This is a genomic window from Microbacterium sp. NPDC056234, assembly GCF_042267585.1.
GTDB lineage: Bacteria > Actinomycetota > Actinomycetes > Actinomycetales > Microbacteriaceae > Microbacterium.
The window spans coordinates 141,272-159,099 of the sequence record NZ_JBHJTE010000002.1; the positions used below are offsets into that span (position 1 = coordinate 141,272).

Consider the following 17,828-nt stretch of genomic DNA (forward strand, 5'->3'; position numbering starts at 1 on the left):
CCCTGGTGGGGGCTCAGATGGCGTTGCCGGGGCGGATCACTCCGACATCGCTCCCGCCGCCGGTGATGGCGAGGGGAAGTGCTTCGGCCAGTGCATACACGTCCGCGTCGGCGAGAGCACCGGCGCGGGCGAGCAGGGTCGCCGCGACGATCGTGGAGGCGCGGGCCGAGCCGTCGAGCATCTTCAGTGCGACGGTGGTGCCATCGGGCGCCACCATGACCATCACGCCCTCCGCGCCGCCCTTCGCGAAGACGCCGAGTTTCTCGATGGCGATCGTGTCAGGCCGGCCGGGACCCTCGATGGTCCAGGGGTTCTCGCGGACCGCGCGCACGAGTGTTCCCGCCACCCGGTGCAGCGCGAACGGGGAGCGCTCGGATGCCGAGCCGATGCGATGGATCGCCCGAGCGAGACCGGTCAGCGTCATCGCGTAGACGGGGGCGCCGCAGCCGTCGATCGCTGTGTGCCCGACCTTCTCACCGGTCAGGCGCTCGACGACCTCGCGGATGTGGGCCTGCAACGGGTGGGTCGGGTTCAGATAGCCCTCGGTCGGCCAGCCCGTCGCCACGCAGGCGCGCAGCATCGCGGCATGCTTGCCTGAGCAGTTCATCCGGATGCGGCTTGCGGATCCGTGGTCGCGGACGAGGTCGTCGCGCGCGCCGCTGTCGCTGGGCCACGCGGGGGGACAGGCCAGGTCGTCTTCGTTCAGCCCTCCGGCGACGAGCATCTCGCGCACGGTCTCGACATGGCGATCCGTTCCGACATGACTCGCGGTGGAGAGCGCCAACTGCTCGCCCTCGAGCGGAGCACCCGCAGTGATGCACGCGACTGCCTGCAGGGGCTTGAGACTGGAACGAGGAAGGATCAGCGCGTCCGCGTTGCCGTGGCGGGCGACGATGTCGCCGTCGGGGGAGAGGACGACGGCCGCCCCGACGTGTCGGGATTCGACGAAACCACTCCGTTCGACGACAGCGAGTTCGACGGCATCCGCAACGGTGAGAGTCTCCAGCACCTCACCAGCCTAACGCGGGTGCCAGACTGGGGACATGAGCCTGGGTGAACACCACTACGAACTGACCTCGACCTGGACCGGCAATCGTGGCACGGGTACCAGCGGGTACCGCGAGTACGCCCGCGACGTGACGATCGCGGTCGACGGGAAGCCGGAGCTGCTCGCGTCGTCCGATAAGCCGTTCCGCGGCGACCCGGAGCGCTGGAACCCCGAGGACCTGCTGCTCGCGTCCTTGTCGGAGTGCCATCTGCTCTCGTATCTGCACGCGTGCGTCACGGCCGGAGTCGTCGTGATCTCCTACCGCGATCGTGCGACCGGCGTGATGCGCGAGGACGGCAAGGGCGGAGGTGCCTTCGCCGAGGTCGTCCTGCATCCCGAGGTCGTCGTGGCGGATGCCTCGATGATCGCGGCGGCCGAGCAGGCGCACGCACAGGCCAACGCCTGGTGCTTCATCGCGAACTCGGTGAACTTCCCCGTGCGCCACGAGGCGACGGTGACGGCGGCACCCGAGGCCTGATCAGCGCCGCTCGTGCGGCAGCGCCTGCTTGATCTTCTCGATCGTTCCCTGGGCGGGCGCCTCGTTGTACGCCTCGGCGAGCTCTTGGCCGGAGAGCGCATGGATCGCGGCCATGATTTCGTCCGTCGCGAGACGTCGCGCCCTGCCGCTGGAAGCCTGCCCGTGCGCGGACACGTCGATCGGCTCCCCGAACTTCACGGTGATCCGCTCGCGCATCGACGGCATCTTGGCACCCTTCGGCATGACGCGGTCGGTGCCGATGAGGCCGACAGGGACGACCGGTGCGCCGGTCTGGAGGGCGAGGAATGCGACTCCGGTGCGGCCCTTGTACAGCCGTCCGTCGGTGGAACGCGTGCCCTCGGGGTACAGCGCGACCGCGAGTCCCTCCTCGAGGAGCCTGCGCTGCTGGTCGAGCGCGTCCAGCGCCGCCTGCCCTGCGCCTCGTCTGACCGGGATCGCGCCGATGGACTCGAAGAATGTGCGGCTGAGCGCGCCGCTGAGGCCGGTGCCCTCGAAGTAGCTGGACTTCGCGAGGAAATGCACCGGTCGAGGGGCCGCGACCGGGATCGCGATGGAGTCGATGAACGACAGATGGTTGCTCGCGAAGATGACCGGGCCGGTGCGAGGCACATTCTCCTTGCCTTCCACACGCGGTCGGTACACCATGCGTGCCAGCGGGCTGATGACGGCACGGCCGAGCGCGTACGTGAAGCCTGCGTGACGGGGCGTGTCGGACTCTTCCACCGACGTTTCGGGCGCGTCGGAAGGCTCAGAGGTCATTCGGTCAGCCTACGCCCGGGACCATTCCGTTACCGGAATGCAACCGCCGCGACTCGTGATCCGCTGTGTCTCCCAGCCCGGGCAAAGGCGGATGCGCCAGGATGGTTGGCGTCCCCTTCCCTGACTCGAGGTCCTACTGTGCGCACGCGTCCGATCGCCCTCCTTTCCACCGTCGCCGCGGCGACCCTGCTTCTCGCGGGGTGCGGCTCGAGCACACCAGAGGCCACGGAGACCCCCGATGCCTCGAAGGACCTCTGCTCCGTGGCGGCGGCGTCCGGCGATGCGTCGGACGGCGTGACGATCGACGGCACGTTCGGTGAGGTCTCGACCGCGACCTTCGAGACGGGGCAGACCGTGGAGGAGCTGGAGCGCACCGTCGTCAGCGAGGGCGACGGCGATGAGATCGCGGATGGCGACTACGTCGAGTACGCGCTGAGCGCATTCGCGGCGGACACGGGCGAGCGGCTCGGCGACGCCGGTTACACCGACGGCGAACTGCTCCCGGCGCAGATCACCGCAGACGCGTCGCTCGCACAGGTCATGGGCTGCGCCACCGTCGGCAGCCGCCTCTCGGTCGCGTTCCCGACCAGCGAGCAGGCCGCTGCCCAGTTCTACATCATCGATGTTCTCGGTGTGACCCCCACCGCTGCCTGGGGAGCCGACCAAAAGCCTGTCGACGGCATGCCGACCGTCGAGCTGGCCGACGACGGTGAGCCGAGTGTGGAGATCCCGGACGCCGACGCACCCGCCGAGCTGCAGATGTCCGTGCTCAAGGAGGGTGACGGCATGCCCGTCAGCGCCGGCGACACGACGCTGCTGCAGTACACCGGCGTCAACTGGGACACCGGCGAGGTCTTCGACTCGTCGTGGAAGAACGGTGCGCCGATCAAGATCGACGGCAACACCTACGTCGAGGGCTTCGTCCAGGCACTCGAAGGCCAGAAGGTCGGATCCCAGGTGCTCGTGGTCATCCCGCCGGCGCTCGGCTACGGCGAAGCAGGCTCGAGCGAGCACGAGCTGGCCGGACAGACCCTGGTCTTCGTGATCGACATCCTCGCGAACCAGACCGCCGCCATTCAGTAGCCACTGCGCCGATAGGCTGGCGGCATGCGTCGCATCATCGTCCTCGGCTCCACCGGTTCCATCGGCACCCAGGCGCTGGAGGTGATCCGCGCCAACCCGCGGCGTTTCGAGCTGGTCGGACTCGCGGCAGGCTCGAACACCGAGATGCTCGCGCAGCAGGCGCAGGAGTTCCGTGTCGACGACACCGCACTCGGTGCCGACGAGGCACAGGCGCTGGTGCGCGATGTCGAGGCCGACGTCGTCCTCAACGCCATCACCGGGTCGATCGGACTCTCCTCGACCCTCGAGGCGCTGAAGGCCGGCCGCACCCTGGCTCTCGCGAACAAGGAGTCGTTGATCGTCGGTGGGGAACTCGTGCTGGCTGTGGCATCCGACGGCCAGATCGTCCCCGTCGACTCCGAGCATTCCGCGCTCGCACAGGCCCTCCGCTCCGGCGCCAAGGACGAAGTGCGCCGCCTGGTCGTCACGGCGTCCGGCGGGCCTTTCCGCGGACGCACGCGCGCCGAACTCGCTGACGTCACACCGGCTGAGGCTCTCGCCCACCCGACCTGGAACATGGGCCGAGTGGTGACGACGAACTCGGCCACCCTCGTGAACAAGGGACTCGAGGTGATCGAGGCGCACCTGTTGTTCGACGTCGACTACGACGACATCGAGGTCGTCGTGCACCCGCAGTCGATCGTGCACTCGATGGTCGAGTTCGTCGACGGCTCCACGATCGCCCAGGCATCGCCGCCGGACATGCGGCTCGCCATCTCGCTCGGGCTGGACTGGCCGCACCGGGTCGGCGGCGTCGGTCGCCCGATGGATTGGACCAGGCCGACGCAGTGGACGTTCGAGCCGCTGGACGACGAAGCGTTTCCCTCCGTCGCGCTGGCGAAGGCGGTCGGGCGGGCGGGATCGACGTTCCCGGCGGTCTACAACGCGGCCAATGAGCAGGCGGTGGATGCGTTCCACGACGGCCGGCTGCCCTTCCTCGGAATCGTCGACACGATCTCCGCAGTCGTCGATGCGCACGAGCCGCCGGATCAGCTCACTGTCGAGTCGCTGAACGAGGCCGAGCGCTGGGCTCGCGAGCGCGCTGATCGACTCATCGCGTCCTGATCGCGAAACGTACGCCGCGGGGTGATACCTGGCCAGTGCAGGTACGCCTCATCCCGCAGACCACGTCTCGCGGGCCGCGTCGGGCTGAGCGGGACGGCGCCGAGCTACGGGACAGGCCAGCCGGCATCCTGCAGGGCCGCGCGAGCGAGACCGCGGGCGGAGAACGGCGTCCGAACCCCATCGATCTCGCGGTAGTCCTGGTGCCCAGGACCGGCCCAGAGGATCGCGTCGCCGTCGCCGACCATGCCGACGGCCGTTCGGATCGCCTCCTCGGGAGCTGCGACCTCGAGGATCTCCGCGCCGGATGGCGCACTGCGTGCCCCCTCGAGGAGCGCGGCGCGGATCGGCGCCGGCTCCTCGTAGCGCGGGTGGTGGTCCGTCACGATGACGACATCCGCGCCCTCGGCGGCGACCCTCCCCATGATCGGTCGTTTGAGCGTGTCGCGGTTCCCCGATGCGCCGAACATCATCACGACGCGTCCAGGGGTGACTTTCCTCACGGCCGCGAGCGTCTTCTCGAACGCATCAGGCGTGTGCGAGAAATCCACGTAGACGGCGGGGCCGCGCGCGCCGGACACGAGCTCGGTGCGCCCTGGCAGCGCGGCGGCGATGCGACCATCGCGCGTGACGGCGGCGGCGATGCGGTCGAATGAGTATCCGCCCTCGACGAGCATGGCGATCGCCATACCGGCATTGGCGGCCATATGCGCGCCGATCACCGGAACCATCGTGGTCACTTCGGCGCCGTCGGGCGCTCGGACGGTGAACGTCGTGCCGCGCTGATCCTCATCGAGGATGTGCACGATCCAGTCGGCATCGGCCGCGGCATCCGGATCCGTCGCGAGCTGCGGTGCCCCGACGGTGACCACCGGGATCTCGGAGCGCCGGACGACGTCCCATCCCGATGGAGTGTCCACGCAAACGACACCCCGCCGCGCGCGATCGGCACGGAACAGCGCCAGCTTGGCTTCGAAGTACGTCGCGAGATCGCCGTAGTCGTCGAGGTGATCGTGTGTGAGGTTGGTGAAGCCCGCCACATCGAACACGATGCCGTCAACGCGATGCCGGGAGAGTGCCTGGGCGCTCACCTCGACCGCGACCGCTTCGACCTCGCGCTCGCGCATGAGAGCGAGCAGAGCGTGCATCTCCGAGGACTCCGGTGTCGTCAGACGAGACACGATGCTGCGCCCGGCGATGTGCCGCTCGGCCGTCGAGCTCAGACCGCTGATGACGTGGAGCTGGTTCAGGATGCCTTCCAGCAGGTGCGACGTGCTGGTCTTGCCGTTCGTTCCTGTGACGGCGAAGAGCGTCGGCATGTCCTGATCGGTGCCGTACAGCCATGCACTGATGTCGCCGAGCGCGGCACGCGGGTCATCGGTGATGAGAACGGGAAGCCCGCTCGCGGCCGCGAGCTCCGCGCCGGTGCCGTCGGTCAGGATCGCCACTGCGCCCTGGTCGGCCGCGGTCTGCGCGAACTCGGCGCCGTGCCTGCGCGCTCCGTGGATGCCGACGAAGACTTCCCCGGTGCGCAGATCGGATGTCGCCAACGTGATCCCGCGGGCGAAGATGCCTTCGACCGTGCCGCGAACTCTCAGACCGAATCGCTCGGCGAGCTCCGCCAGCGATCTCCGGGGCGGGTCCTCGGGACGAAGGACGGGAGGCAGGGGAGCGGATGCGGGTTCAGTGACCATGTCGTGTCCAGTTTCTCACGCGGCGTGCGGATGCCGACGGGCGGGGACGCCGGGGCGCCCCCACCCGCTGCGTCAGGCGGAGCGGCGTCGGTAGGCCAGGATCGCCACCACCAGTGCGGCCAGGCCAGCGACAAGACCTCCGGATCCGAGGACCAGTGCCAGAGGGTCGCCGGCGGCGGATCCGTCGGATGCCGCGGGCTCGGCGTGCTCGGCATCCGCACCGTGCCCGGCAGCCGTCTCCTCTGCCGCGGCCCTCAGATTCACCACCGGGGCCGGCGCGTCGAGGTCGTGCGGGTCTTCGCCGGCCTCGGCGAGCTCGACCCACGCGGTGGAACCGGTCTCGCAGATCTGCTCGACGGGGAAGGCGAGCGAGCCGGCGGCGTCCTCACCAGGACGCACCTGCATGCTCACGGCTCCCCGCAGGTCGGTCGGAACCGGCGCGGCGGCCGCATACGTGACGACATCGACGAGGCCGTCGTCACCGCGTTCGACGGTGATGTCCCAGGCAGCATCGGCCGTGGGCGACACCGAGGCGAGGCCGTCCGGCATCGCGATCCGCAGTGCGGTGGTGGGCGAGCTCTCACACCCGTGCGTGAACGAGAAGGTCAGCACCGTCGCCTCATCCGCGGTGAGGGTGTCTGGCGTGACGCCGACATGTGCGGATGCGACGGCCGGCGCGGCGATCGCGAGGCCGGCGCCGACGGCGACGGCGAGAGTGGCGCGGTGCAGAAAGGAACGGGACATGGGTGATTCTCCTGAGTCTGATGGGCGGCATCGCGTCGCGCGGTGCCGAGGAACCGCCGGAGTGGTCGGCGGGAGCGCACGTCGAGGCGAGCATCCCGGAGGATGCGACGCGGGACGTGCGGATCAGACCGAGGGCGGGCCGCGTCGAGTGACGACGCAGCGCAGCGGGGTCAGCGTCGTCGTGACGCCGACGCTCGCGGGCATGAGCCGAAGGCGTGGTTGCACCGCAAGCGCGGGCAGCACTGGCAGAAGACGAGCGCGTGCCCATCCGGCGATGCCGCGCAGCATCCGCTCGCCGTGCCAGAGCAGGATCGTCGTCGCGAACGCCGCCACGACGTGCGAGATCAGCATCGGCGCGTCGGGAGCGACGGCGGACACGACCGGGCCGAGCGTCACGACGTGGTGCGCATGAGAGCCCAGCGGGGCTGTCGCATCGGTCAGGCTGCCGGCGAGCACCTGGAACAGGACATGGAAGACGAGTTGAGACACGAGGACGGTCAGCGCGGTGCGCGTCGCCGAGGGTCGTCGCCCGATCAGCGTCGCGGCGAGGGGGACGAGCAGAATCGACAACGCCAGGACAAGGAGAGGATGCGGTGGCATCCCCCCACCGACCGTGTGCGAGACAGCCGCGAGCGTCGTCGCGGTCGAGGTCGCCGCAGCCGCGCGCAGGAGTCGCAGCTGCCGAGAGGTCACGGGTGAAGTCTATGTGGAGACTCAGCGGATTCCTCGTGACGGACCAGTACGGTGATGAGGTGGAAATCCTGCTCTACGTGGTCGGCATCCTCTTCATGCTCGTCGGCCTCGGCGTCTCGATCGGGTTGCACGAGGTCGGCCATCTCGTCCCCGCGAAGCTGTTCGGCGTGCGCGTCGGGCAGTACATGATCGGGTTCGGTCCGAAGCTCTGGTCGAAGAGGATCGGTGAGACCGAGTACGGCTTCAAGGCGCTGCCGCTCGGCGGCTTCATCTCGATGTCGGGAATGTACCCGGCCTCATCGAGCGACAAGCCGGCCGGCGGGATGTTCCGCACCCTGATCCAGGATGCCCGCTCGGCCAACGACGAGACGATCGCCGCGGGCGCCGAGGACCGCGTGTTCTACAGGCTGCCCGTCTACAAGCGCGTGGTCGTGATGCTCGGCGGTCCGGTGATGAACCTGCTGCTCGCGATCGTCATCTTCACGGTGCTGGCCTCCGGCATCGGGCTGCAGCAGGGCACGACCACGATCGCATCGGTGTCGGAATGCGTGCTGCCGGCCGGTACGACGCAGACCGAGTGCGCTCCGGAAGATCCGGCGACTCCGGCCGCCGAGGCGGGCGTTCAGCCGGGCGACGTGATCGTCTCGATCGACGGCACCGACGTGGCGACCTTCGCCGAGGCGACCGAGATCGTGCAGGCCTCCCCGGGGGAGACACTCGGTGTCGTCGTGGACCGAGACGGTGAGATGGTCGCCCTGGAGGTCACGCCGATCGAGGTCGAGCGGACACTGACCGATGCCTCAGGACAGCCGCTGCTCGACGAGAACGGCGAGCCGATCGTCGCCGAGGTCGGCTATGTCGGCATGGGGTCGCAGATGGGCTTCGTGCAGCAGCCGCTGACGGCCGGCTTCGCGATGACGATGGATGCCGCGGGCCGCGTGACGCACATGATCGCGACCCTCCCGGTGCGGCTGTGGGATATCGCCGTGTCGACCTTCACCGGGGGCGAGCGGGATCCGAACGGTCCGCTCAGCGTCGTGGGCGTCGGGCGCCTCGCGGGAGAGGTGGCGGCCACGGACGCACCTGCGCTGAACAGGTTCGCAGTGCTGCTCAATCTCCTCGGTGCGCTGAACATCGCCCTGTTCGTGTTCAACATGATCCCGCTGCTGCCGCTGGACGGCGGGCACATCGCGGTCGCGCTCTGGGACGGCATACGTCGCGCCTGGGCCAGGCTGTTCCGCCGGCCGCTGCCGGCGCCGGTGGATGCGACGCGCCTGGTGCCGCTGACCGTCGTCGTGGCCGTGCTGCTGATCGCGATGGGCGCTCTGCTGCTGATCGCCGACGTGTTCAATCCCGTCGATCTCCTGGGCGGCTGACTTCCGCGCTCGTCCCCGCGCGTCCGCGTGACGCCGATCGACGCTCCACGGGGGAGAACCTCGACGGGTGGCCGCTGACGGCTTCCGGACGGCCGTCAGGCCATGGCGTGCGCGACCAGGCGCTCCAGGGTGCGGATGCCGTCGCGCGACAGGATCGACTCCAGGTGTCCCTGCACACCGGCGGCGTGCGGCGCGCGCAGTGCGTACACGTCGCCGGTCACGGCATCGGCGGACACCTCGACGTCGTCGACACGGGTCGTGCCCGGCGCGACGCGCGCCGTGAAAGTGTTGTAGAAGCCGATCGAGGCGTCTTCGCCGAACACCGGCACGACCTTCTGCAGTCCCTGATGAGGGCTGTCGAGCGGAGCGAGGTCGATCCCGAAGCCGTCGGCGAGGATCTGATGGCTCAGGCAGACCGCCAGCAGGGGGCGCTGCTGTTCCCGTCGGCGCGCGACGAGGGCTCGCATCCGAGAGATGCGGGGGCTGGATCCATCGCGCGGGTCGCCGGGACCAGGGCCGGCGACGACGATGTCGGCCGCATCGGCATCCGTTTGGGTGGCTTCGCTCCACGGCATGATGCGGACGTCGAGCCCGAGATGGCGCAACTGGTGCGCGAGCATCGTGGTGAAGCGGTCCTCCGCGTCCACGACGAGCGCCGAACGACCGGCGAAGGGCCCGGCCGAGTCGTCGCCCTGCGGATTCAGCCAGAACTCGGCGAGGCGGGCGTTGCGTGCGTTCAGAAGGGCTTTCACCTCGGCATCCGCGGCGAGATCGACCGGGGCGGCCGGGGCGTCGGCGTCCACTGCGTCGTCGCGGTCGATGGCGCCGATCGCGCCGAGGACGCCGGCGGCCTTGCCGTGCGTCTCGCTGACTTCGCCCTGGGGGTCGGAGTGGCGCACGAGCGTCGCACCGACCGGCACACGCAGCGCGCCGTCGTTCGCATAGACCGTGCGGATGAGGATGGGGGCGTCGAGATCGTGGCCGCCGTGCTCATTCGGCGTGAACAGCGCGGCGACGCCGGAGTAGTAGCCGCGCGGCTTGGTCTCGTGGCGGCGGATCACCGTGCAGGCGTTCTGCATCGGGGAACCCGTCACCGTCGGCGCGAACATCGTCTCGCGGAGGATGTCGCGGGGGTCCAGCCGGCTGGACCCCCGCAGCATGTACTCGGTATGGGTCAGTCGCGACATCTGCTTGAGATGGGGACCGGTGATGCGGCCGCCATCGGAACACACCGCGCTCATCATCTTGAGCTCCTCATCCACGACCATGAAGAGCTCCTCGGTCTCTTTGGTGGAGGAGAGGAATTCGACGAGCGACTCCTTGGTCGCTCCACCCGCGGGATGCCGGAAGGTGCCGGAGATCGGATTCATGGTGACGATGCCGTCCTGTGCCACCACGTGCGCCTCCGGGCTCGCGCCGACGAGGATCTGACCCGGAGTGATGACGGCGAACGTCCAATAGGCGCCCCGCTCGTGTTCGAGCAGCGCACGGAACCAGGTGAGGGCCGCAGTGCGGTCGTCGCCGTCGAAGCGAGCGGTGTAGTCGCGACGGATGACGAAGTTCGCGCCCTCTCCGCGGCCGATCTCCTCGGCGATGACGCGCTCGACCACGGCGGCGTAGTCCTCGTCGGAGATGTCGAATCCGGCATCCTGCAGCGCGATCGGCGCGTGGGGGAGCGACGCCACCAGCTCATCGAAGGGCAGATGCTCGTGCCGGTCCACGATGATGCAGCGCAGCGGGGTCGCGTCGTCCTGCGCCTCGAAGCCGCGCTCGCGGACCTGGCGGTACGGGACGAGGGCGAACACCTCCTGCGGGGCGCCGTCAGACGCTCCGCCCGCCGTCAGCGGGATATCGGCCAGCAGATCCACGTCGACGACGTCGCCGGTGAGCAGCTCGACGCTGTCGGAGCCCTCGCGTGCGATGAGCACGAACGAGGCGCTCTGGTCGGGCAGCTGAATCATCGGGGTCTCCTGAGGATCGGGCATCCGGCGCGACTCAACGAAAAGACCGCCCCGGGGGCGGTCTGGATTCGTGGGAACGCGAACACACCGCCTAGGAGACGGGCCACCAGGTGCGGTTCGCGAGCATGGGGCGAAACTATCACACTGCGTGCATCCAGCCTGGCCACGTTTCGGGCGCGTAATCTGGAGGGGTGCCAGCAGTCAATCTTGGGATGCCTCGCGTCCCCGAAGTCCTGAGCCCGCGCCGCAAGTCCCGTCAGATCAAGGTCGGAAAGGTGCTGGTCGGTGGCGATGCTCCCGTCAGTGTGCAGTCCATGACGACGACGAAGACGACGGACATCAACGGCACGCTCCAGCAGATCGCCGAACTCACGGCCTCCGGCTGCGAGATCGTGCGCGTCGCGGTGCCCTCCCAGGACGACGCCGATGTGCTGCACATCATCGCGAAGAAGAGTCAGATCCCGGTCATCGCCGACATCCACTTCCAGCCGAAGTACGTCTTCCAGGCGATCGACGCCGGTTGCGCGGCCGTGCGGGTGAACCCGGGCAACATCCGCAAGTTCGACGATCAGGTCGGCGCGATCGCGAAGGCGGCGAAGGACGCCGGCGTATCGCTGCGCATCGGTGTGAACGCCGGTTCGCTGGATCCCCGTCTGCTGCAGAAGTACGGCAAGGCCACACCGGAAGCGCTCGCCGAGAGCGCGCGGTGGGAGGCATCGCTGTTCGAGGAGCACGACTTCCACGACTTCAAGATCTCCGTCAAGCACAACGACCCCGTCATCATGGTCCAGGCGTATCGGCAGCTCGCACAGATGGGGGACTGGCCGTTGCACCTGGGAGTGACCGAGGCCGGTCCGGCCTTCCAGGGCACCATCAAGAGCGCGACCGCCTTCGGCATCCTGCTCGGCGAAGGAATCGGCGACACGATCCGCGTGTCCCTCTCCGCGCCGCCGGCCGAGGAGGTCAAGGTCGGCCATCAGATCCTGCAGTCGCTGAACCTGCGCGAGCGCAAGCTCGAGATCGTGTCCTGCCCGTCCTGCGGACGTGCGCAGGTCGACGTCTACACGCTCGCCGAGGACGTCACGGAGGGGCTCAAGGACATGACGGTGCCGCTGCGCGTGGCCGTCATGGGCTGCGTCGTCAACGGACCCGGTGAGGCGCGTGAGGCGGATCTCGGTGTCGCCTCCGGAAACGGCAAGGGCCAGATCTTCGTCAAGGGCGAGGTCATCAAGACCGTCCCCGAGGCGGACATCGTGGCGACTCTCATCGAGGAGGCGAACCGGATTGCCGCCGAGATGGGGCCGGATGCGCCGCTCGGCACCGCTCAGGTGACGACCGTCTGATGAGCGTGATCACGGTCGGAGGGCTCGGCGAGCAGCACGTCATGGCCGAGCGTGCCACGCTGGTCGCGGAGGTCGCGGTCGCGCACGCGGATCGCACCATCTCGATTCGGCAGGGCTCCGGTGTGCACGCGCAGCTCGCGGAAGAGGCGGTGCGCCTGCGCGCATCCGGTTCGGCCACATGGCATTCCGTCGACGTGCTCAGCACAGGCGCCCGGGTGTGGACGGACAAGGACGGTGTGAAGCACCGCGACCACCTCACCCGCGGGACGGTCCGCATCAAGCTGTCTCGCCTGGCCGAGGTGGCCGATGTCGTTGCAGCGCTGAGCGCCCTGGGCGCAACCGTTTCGACGTCGTGGGCGCTGACCGAGGCCACACGCGACGCGGTGACTCGGCACCTGCGCGCGGTCGCTGTCAAGGACGCACGCGCCAAGGCCGATGATTTCGCGGCCGCGCTCGGGCAGGCGGTCCAGCGCGTCGTCGCCATCCGTGAGGAGGACGGCCATGCGCCTCAGGGTGGACGGGGAGCAGGCGGCGGAGCAGAACTCACCATCCCCGAGATCACCGTGCGCGTTGCGGTGAAGGGCGATTTCGAAACCGAGTGACGTCCGTGACCGCGTGACGGTCGTGACCGATGGAGGAGGACGAGGATGTCTGAACTGAGTGTGCCCGCGCCTGTGCAGGCGATGGTCGATGCGATCAACGCCGCCGATACCGAGGCGTTCGTGGCGGCGTTCACGCCGGACGGTTTCATCGACGACTGGGGCCGGGTGATGCGGGGCCGCGACGGCGTGCATCGCTGGGCCGGCAGCGACGCGATCGGTGCCGGGGCGAAGATGACGCTGCTGACCGCGTCGACCGACGGCGACGAGACACGCGTGCGCTTCGCGTGGTCGAGTCGTGTGTTCACCGGCGAGTCGGACGGTGTCTTCGTGGTGGACGGCGACCGTCTCGCCAGCTTCGCGATCCTGCCGAATCACTGATGGCGCAGTCAACGGATGTCTTGTTCGCCTCGGGTGACACGAAGGGAGACAGCGTCGTACGCACGGTCGTGGCGCACGCCGCGGGGGCGATCGTCATCGTGGATGCGACGCCGTTCCACCCGGTCGATCACACTTGGCCGGATCAGCCGGGGGATGCCGGGAAGATCTCTTCAGGCGATGAGTCCGCAGACATCGTCGACGCCGTGATGGTCGCCGCGAGCGATGATGGCGCACTGCACGTCGGGGACGAGATCCCCGTCAAGCGCGGTGCCGACGGCTGGACCTGGCTCGTCGGTCACCGCCTCGCGGGAGATGCGCCGGCGTGGTTGGTCCCGGGGGCTCGCGTGACGCTGGAAGCGGATGCCGAGCGCCGTGCGGGGCTCAGCCGTGGTCACACCGCCTGCCATCTGGCATCGCTCGCACTCGACCTAGCGGTCGCGGATCTGTGGCGCAAGGACCCCGGGACCGACGCGCTCGGCAACGCGGATTTCGAGGGACGGGCGAATCAGACGAGCCGGATCCACGAGGACGGCGCGGTGGACGAGTACCGGTTGGGCAAGAGCCTGAGACGCGCCGGCTTCGACACGGAGGCTTTCTCGTCGACGCTGCTCGAGCGCGAGGAGCGGATCAACGCGCAGTTGGCGGCGTGGGTCGAGTCGGCGGCGCCGAGCAGGATCGCGACGGATGGTCCGACGATCGTCGACATGCGCCGGTGGGAGTGCGAACTCCCCGAGGGAACAGCGTCGATCCCGTGCGGCGGGACGCACGTGAGGGCCCTGTCGGAGTTCGCATCGATCACGGTGTCCTTGGAGCTGTCGGATCCTCAGCTTCTCGTGATGCGGACGGTCGCGACCCCCGCGGGTTAGACGGAACGCGCCGCCTCGCCCAGCTTCGCGCCCAGTCCGCCGGCCAGGACGTGCGCCTGCGTGAGTGGGATCCAGCGGCAGGTCCACGCCTGCGCCGCGCCTCCGGTGGACGGGTCGCTTTCGCCGGACGACCAGACGGATTCGATATCGACGTGATCGACTGCCAGCACGAAGAAGTGCCTGCGGGCGATCTCGTCGCGCATCGGTGCGAGGTCGTAGTCGACGATGCCGACCTCTCGCAGCACGCGACCGTGCAGACCGGTCTCCTCCTGCAGCTCGCGGACGGCGGCATCGGCCGCGGCCTCGCCGGGTCGGATGCTTCCTGCGGGCACCTGCACGCCGGTGATATCCAGCGGGACGTCGTCGTGCGTGAAGACGAGCAGATGCTGATCGGCGATCACGTAGCAGACGGCTTTTTCGATGACGACGCTGCGGGCTTCGGGCACGGATCGAGCTTAGGTCCCATCGGGAGGTTCTGACGGGGCAGAGGTGAGCGTCGTTCAGAGCGGCCGGTGGGCGGCGCGAACGCGCTCGGCCAGCGCCTCGAGCTCATGCCGTCGCGAGGGCTCGTAGTCCATCGCGTGATATCGCCGGTTGTCGTACCGGATCGTCAATCGCAGATGCCGTCCGTCTTCGAAGACCAGTTCCGGGCGGTAGGCGATGTGGAGCCGGACGGCTTCGCTGTACCCGAAAATCTCGAGAACGGTGCCATCGAACACCAAGAGCACGCCGTCCGTCACCCATGCTTCGTGTGTCGCGGTCATCCGCACGCCTTCCTCGGCCATCCGCCGTCCACGTCCGTACGCGAGTCACCCTACAACGACGGTCGCGCAGGGGCCCTTGCCCGTTGCAGGCACGGGGCCGAACCTGGCCGGCCGTTCCGGATGCCTATGAACAAGATCCGTCAGGCCGTCTCGCCGAACCGTCAGGCCACCGGTCTGAAGCGTCTGGGCGGCGGGTCGCCGTCGGCGAAGACGTAACGCAGCGAAAGTCGGCGTGGCAGAGCGAAGGCCGTGCCACTGGAATGGTTCAGCACGAAGTCTTCGGCGCCGTCGCGGGTGATGCTCCATCCGCCGTGATGAAGCTGCATATGGTGAAATCTGCAGAGCAGGATTCCCCGTTCGATGTCGGTCCGGCCGCCGCCTGACCAAGTATCGATGTGGTGCGCTTCGCAGTACGAGGAGGGGCGGTCGCAGTTGCGCCACCGACATCCGCCGTCCCTGACGGCGAGGGCGACGCGCTGCGTCGGAGTGAAGAGTCGATGCTCGCGGCCCACCGCCAGGGGATTCCCGCGCACGTCCACGTGAATGTCGACTGTCCCCGTGTCGCAGATGTGCTGTTCGGCCACGACACGGGGGAGCGCGATGAGACCGTCCTCGGTCAGTGCGGTGCCCCCGCCAGCGCCTGAGTGGACCGTCTGGACGATTCGGACGCCGGCCTGCTTGACGCCGAAGACCGTAGGGGCCTCTGCGCGGGCGCCGGCGTGGAGAAGGTCGATCAGCAGGTCGTACGCCAACTGCTCGTTGCTGCGCGGGTCTTCGATGAGCGTCTGCGCGTCGTCCTTCTCGGAGTCGTCGACGAATCTGGGCCCGCCGCGGCGCGGTCGCATCGCGGCATCCTCGATGGTCTTCACGAGAGCGAAGCCCTCGTCGTCGTGGACGGCCGAGCTGTGGTGGATGCCGTCTCGGTCCGTCCAGGTCCGAAAGGATCGGGCGTTGTGTCGCTCGAGGTAGCGGCGTTCGGCGCCCTCCGGGTCGAGGACGTCGCGCAGGGTGCGCGCAGCGGAGCCGAGCTCTTCGACCGTACGGTGTGCGGCTTCGTCGACGAGCTGCTCGGCGGCCAGGAGCCACGCGTCGCGGCGTTCGGCATCCGACGTCGAAATCGTGGCGGTCTCGGAACAGAGCGGTTCGCCCAGACCACGCAGGATCACGTCGTGCTGCACGGCGGAGATCAGCCCGGTCAGCAGTGCCTCATCGACCGGAGCGTGCCAGGGGACGTTCGGCCGGGCGTCGCTCGACTGCTCGGCACTGTCCGAATCGGTGTTCCCCGTGTTCTCCGCTCGCAGCAGAGACGTGCCCACCCTGATGTGCTGCGTCGCGTCGGAGCGTGTGCCGCCGGTCACCTCCTGCAGGAGGCTGACCGGGCTGCGGTGGCCACGCGATTGCGCCAGGCCGCCATGGCCGGACGAACGTGTGGAGCGGGCGGCCGCGATCCCCGCTCCGAGCACCGTGACCTTCTCGAGGCATCGGGACACCGCGGCTGACGCGCCCATCGCCTCGACCAGTTCGTCGTCGGACAGCGCGCTCAGCCTCGCGACGAGATCGGTCGCCTCGGCGTCCTCACCCAGCAACGCGCGCAGAGTCGAAACCTGCCCGTCGATGTCGGTGAAGTAACTCATGCGACCATGATCCTCGGGACCACCGACACTCAACCGGGGAGCGATCACGCGGTCCCTCGCGACGATGGCGGCCTGCCGGGCCCGCTCCCGTTCGCTCCGAGCGCCGGGCGACTGGTTTCCTCGGCGTCAGTCGTCGTCGGTGACTGCACGCCGTTTGAGCGAAGGCGACGGCCCACCGGTCTGCGCGGGCACGTCGCTCCTGGCCTGACCGTCCTCGACGAACGTCACCCGCACATGGCTTCCTCGCTCGATGACGGAGCTAGCAGGAGGGTCTTGCGCCGTCACCCAGAAGAGTCCGGGCCAGGTGCGCGCGCGAATACCCGGGCCGTCCGGGTCTGCGCCTGACAGGACCAACCCGACCGCGGCCGCGAGCTCATTGGCGATATCCACGGGTTGCCCGACCAGGTCGGGAACGATTGCCGTTGGGCGTTCAACCATCTCTGTATCTCCTGTCGGACTCAAGGGCGAATGCGCGTCTCGCGCGAAGGTGCGCATCGCGAGTAGGTGGGGCCTGACCTGCGGGCAAGTCCACCTGCCGGTCTACCAATTATCCGAATGAGGATGTTGGGGCGACAGACATACAGCCGGGGATCGATCACGCGATCACTCACTACGATGGCGCCATGTCCCTTGCCCTCTTCGACCTGGACGGGACCCTCGTCGACCAGGCACGCGCGGCAGCCCTGTGGTCGGCTGAGCTCGGCGAGCAGCACTCGCTGTCGCAGGATGAGATCACCAGCGTCGCTACCGCTCTCGCCGCGCGCCGCTCCAAGGGTGCGGTCTTCCACGAGATCGTCGACGAACTGGGCCTTCGTGAGGATCCACTCCGACTCTGGGAGGCCTATCGCCTGCGGATGCCGGAGCTGGTCATCTGCGCGGACGGCGTGCTGGCAGCGCTGTCGATGCTTCGCACCGCCGGGTGGACGATCGGGATCGTCACGAACGGTGAGGTCGACAACCAGGAGGGCAAGATCTTCCGGACCGGACTCTCGGAGGCTGTCGACGGGTGGGTGATCTCGGCGGATGCAGGCGCGCGGAAGCCGGACCGCGCGATCTTCGAGCTCGCGGCGCGACGTCTGGGCGTTCCTCTCCAGGGCTGGATGATCGGCGACGGCCTCGAATCCGACATCGCCGGCGGCGCCGCCGCAGGGCTGAGCACGGCGTGGATCAGCGACGGGATCGACAACGACGAGACCTTGCTCGCGACGATCATCGTGGCGAGCGTCCCTGACGCGGTCGCTCGGATTCTCACGACCGACGCCCGCGCATGATCTCCTCAGATT

General features: G+C 68.7%; 19 protein-coding genes. 9 read left to right on the forward strand and 10 right to left on the reverse strand.

Features of this window, described 5'->3' with window-relative positions; genetic code table 11:
• Nucleotides 1-13: 13 nt before the first annotated feature.
• On the reverse strand, nt 14-1,009 hold the full coding sequence (locus ACFCYE_RS06490; RefSeq protein WP_376177365.1) for an asparaginase: 996 nt from the start codon (nt 1,007-1,009) through the stop codon (nt 14-16).
• A gap of 34 nt (nt 1,010-1,043) precedes the next feature.
• On the opposite strand from ACFCYE_RS06490, the gene ACFCYE_RS06495 reads away from it, so the two are divergent.
• Nucleotides 1,044-1,526: an OsmC family protein gene (locus ACFCYE_RS06495; protein WP_376177366.1), complete on the forward strand. Its 483-nt coding sequence runs from the start codon at nt 1,044-1,046 to the stop codon at nt 1,524-1,526.
• Here ACFCYE_RS06495 and ACFCYE_RS06500 read toward each other — a convergent pair whose 3' ends face one another.
• Nucleotides 1,527-2,306: a lysophospholipid acyltransferase family protein gene (locus ACFCYE_RS06500; protein WP_376177367.1), complete on the reverse strand. Its 780-nt coding sequence runs from the start codon at nt 2,304-2,306 to the stop codon at nt 1,527-1,529.
• Between the two features lie 138 nt (nt 2,307-2,444).
• Between ACFCYE_RS06500 and ACFCYE_RS06505 the strand changes: the two genes are divergently transcribed.
• Both ACFCYE_RS06505 and dxr read left to right on the forward strand, forming a co-directional pair.
• On the forward strand, nt 2,445-3,389 hold the full coding sequence (locus ACFCYE_RS06505; RefSeq protein WP_376177368.1) for an FKBP-type peptidyl-prolyl cis-trans isomerase: 945 nt from the start codon (nt 2,445-2,447) through the stop codon (nt 3,387-3,389).
• A gap of 24 nt (nt 3,390-3,413) precedes the next feature.
• On the forward strand, nt 3,414-4,493 hold the full coding sequence (gene dxr, locus ACFCYE_RS06510) for a 1-deoxy-D-xylulose-5-phosphate reductoisomerase (RefSeq protein ID WP_376177370.1): 1,080 nt from the start codon (nt 3,414-3,416) through the stop codon (nt 4,491-4,493).
• Between the two features lie 104 nt (nt 4,494-4,597).
• Here dxr and ACFCYE_RS06515 read toward each other — a convergent pair whose 3' ends face one another.
• The 3 genes from ACFCYE_RS06515 to ACFCYE_RS06525 form a co-directional block, all read right to left on the reverse strand.
• Nucleotides 4,598-6,184 (reverse strand): Mur ligase family protein, encoded by a 1,587-nt coding sequence (locus ACFCYE_RS06515; RefSeq protein WP_376177372.1) that lies wholly within the window; start codon nt 6,182-6,184, stop codon nt 4,598-4,600.
• Nucleotides 6,185-6,256: 72 nt separating this feature from the next.
• Entirely contained in the window at nt 6,257-6,928 is a 672-nt protein-coding gene (locus ACFCYE_RS06520; RefSeq protein ID WP_376177373.1) for a DUF1775 domain-containing protein, read from the reverse strand.
• Nucleotides 6,929-7,051: 123 nt separating this feature from the next.
• On the reverse strand, nt 7,052-7,621 hold the full coding sequence (locus ACFCYE_RS06525; RefSeq protein ID WP_376177374.1) for a hypothetical protein: 570 nt from the start codon (nt 7,619-7,621) through the stop codon (nt 7,052-7,054).
• Nucleotides 7,622-7,680: 59 nt separating this feature from the next.
• Between ACFCYE_RS06525 and ACFCYE_RS06530 the strand changes: the two genes are divergently transcribed.
• The gene (locus ACFCYE_RS06530) at nt 7,681-8,997 is read left to right on the forward strand and encodes an RIP metalloprotease (RefSeq protein WP_376177376.1); all 1,317 of its coding nucleotides are present in this window, start codon (nt 7,681-7,683) and stop codon (nt 8,995-8,997) included.
• A 95-nt stretch (nt 8,998-9,092) separates the two neighbouring features.
• On the opposite strand, the gene ACFCYE_RS06535 is transcribed toward ACFCYE_RS06530, so the two are convergent.
• Nucleotides 9,093-10,958 (reverse strand): chorismate-binding protein, encoded by a 1,866-nt coding sequence (locus tag ACFCYE_RS06535; RefSeq protein WP_376177377.1) that lies wholly within the window; start codon nt 10,956-10,958, stop codon nt 9,093-9,095.
• 212 nt (nt 10,959-11,170) lie between these two features.
• On the opposite strand from ACFCYE_RS06535, the gene ispG reads away from it, so the two are divergent.
• The 4 genes from ispG to ACFCYE_RS06555 are packed head-to-tail and all read left to right on the forward strand — an operon-like array spanning nt 11,171 to nt 14,147.
• Nucleotides 11,171-12,301, forward strand: coding sequence for a flavodoxin-dependent (E)-4-hydroxy-3-methylbut-2-enyl-diphosphate synthase (gene ispG, locus ACFCYE_RS06540; protein ID WP_376177379.1), 1,131 nt, complete (start codon nt 11,171-11,173; stop codon nt 12,299-12,301).
• Entirely contained in the window at nt 12,301-12,903 is a 603-nt protein-coding gene (locus ACFCYE_RS06545; protein WP_376177380.1) for an SIMPL domain-containing protein, read from the forward strand. The genes ispG and ACFCYE_RS06545 overlap by 1 nt, the downstream gene beginning before the upstream one ends.
• A 45-nt stretch (nt 12,904-12,948) precedes the next feature.
• On the forward strand, nt 12,949-13,281 hold the full coding sequence (locus tag ACFCYE_RS06550; protein WP_376177382.1) for a nuclear transport factor 2 family protein: 333 nt from the start codon (nt 12,949-12,951) through the stop codon (nt 13,279-13,281).
• Nucleotides 13,281-14,147 carry a hypothetical protein gene (locus ACFCYE_RS06555; protein WP_376177384.1) on the forward strand — a complete coding sequence of 289 codons (867 nt, stop codon included), beginning with the start codon at nt 13,281-13,283 and terminating at the stop codon, nt 14,145-14,147. Before ACFCYE_RS06550 ends, ACFCYE_RS06555 begins: the two co-directional genes overlap by 1 nt.
• Here the strand turns inward: ACFCYE_RS06555 and ACFCYE_RS06560 are convergent.
• From ACFCYE_RS06560 to ACFCYE_RS06575, 4 genes are all read right to left on the reverse strand, one after another.
• Nucleotides 14,144-14,593 carry an NUDIX domain-containing protein gene (locus ACFCYE_RS06560; protein WP_376177385.1) on the reverse strand — a complete coding sequence of 150 codons (450 nt, stop codon included), beginning with the start codon at nt 14,591-14,593 and terminating at the stop codon, nt 14,144-14,146. The two genes, ACFCYE_RS06555 and ACFCYE_RS06560, sit on opposite strands and share 4 nt — an antisense overlap.
• A gap of 54 nt (nt 14,594-14,647) precedes the next feature.
• The gene (locus ACFCYE_RS06565; protein ID WP_376177386.1) at nt 14,648-14,911 is read right to left on the reverse strand and encodes a hypothetical protein; all 264 of its coding nucleotides are present in this window, start codon (nt 14,909-14,911) and stop codon (nt 14,648-14,650) included.
• A 161-nt stretch (nt 14,912-15,072) separates the two neighbouring features.
• A complete protein-coding gene (locus ACFCYE_RS06570; RefSeq protein ID WP_376177387.1) occupies nt 15,073-16,545 on the reverse strand; it encodes an HNH endonuclease signature motif containing protein in 1,473 nt (490 codons plus the stop codon).
• 126 nt (nt 16,546-16,671) lie between these two features.
• On the reverse strand, nt 16,672-16,983 hold the full coding sequence (locus ACFCYE_RS06575) for a PASTA domain-containing protein (RefSeq protein ID WP_376177388.1): 312 nt from the start codon (nt 16,981-16,983) through the stop codon (nt 16,672-16,674).
• Between the two features lie 185 nt (nt 16,984-17,168).
• On the opposite strand from ACFCYE_RS06575, the gene ACFCYE_RS06580 reads away from it, so the two are divergent.
• Nucleotides 17,169-17,816 carry an HAD family hydrolase gene (locus ACFCYE_RS06580; RefSeq protein WP_376177390.1) on the forward strand — a complete coding sequence of 216 codons (648 nt, stop codon included), beginning with the start codon at nt 17,169-17,171 and terminating at the stop codon, nt 17,814-17,816.
• Nucleotides 17,817-17,828: the final 12 nt, after the last annotated feature.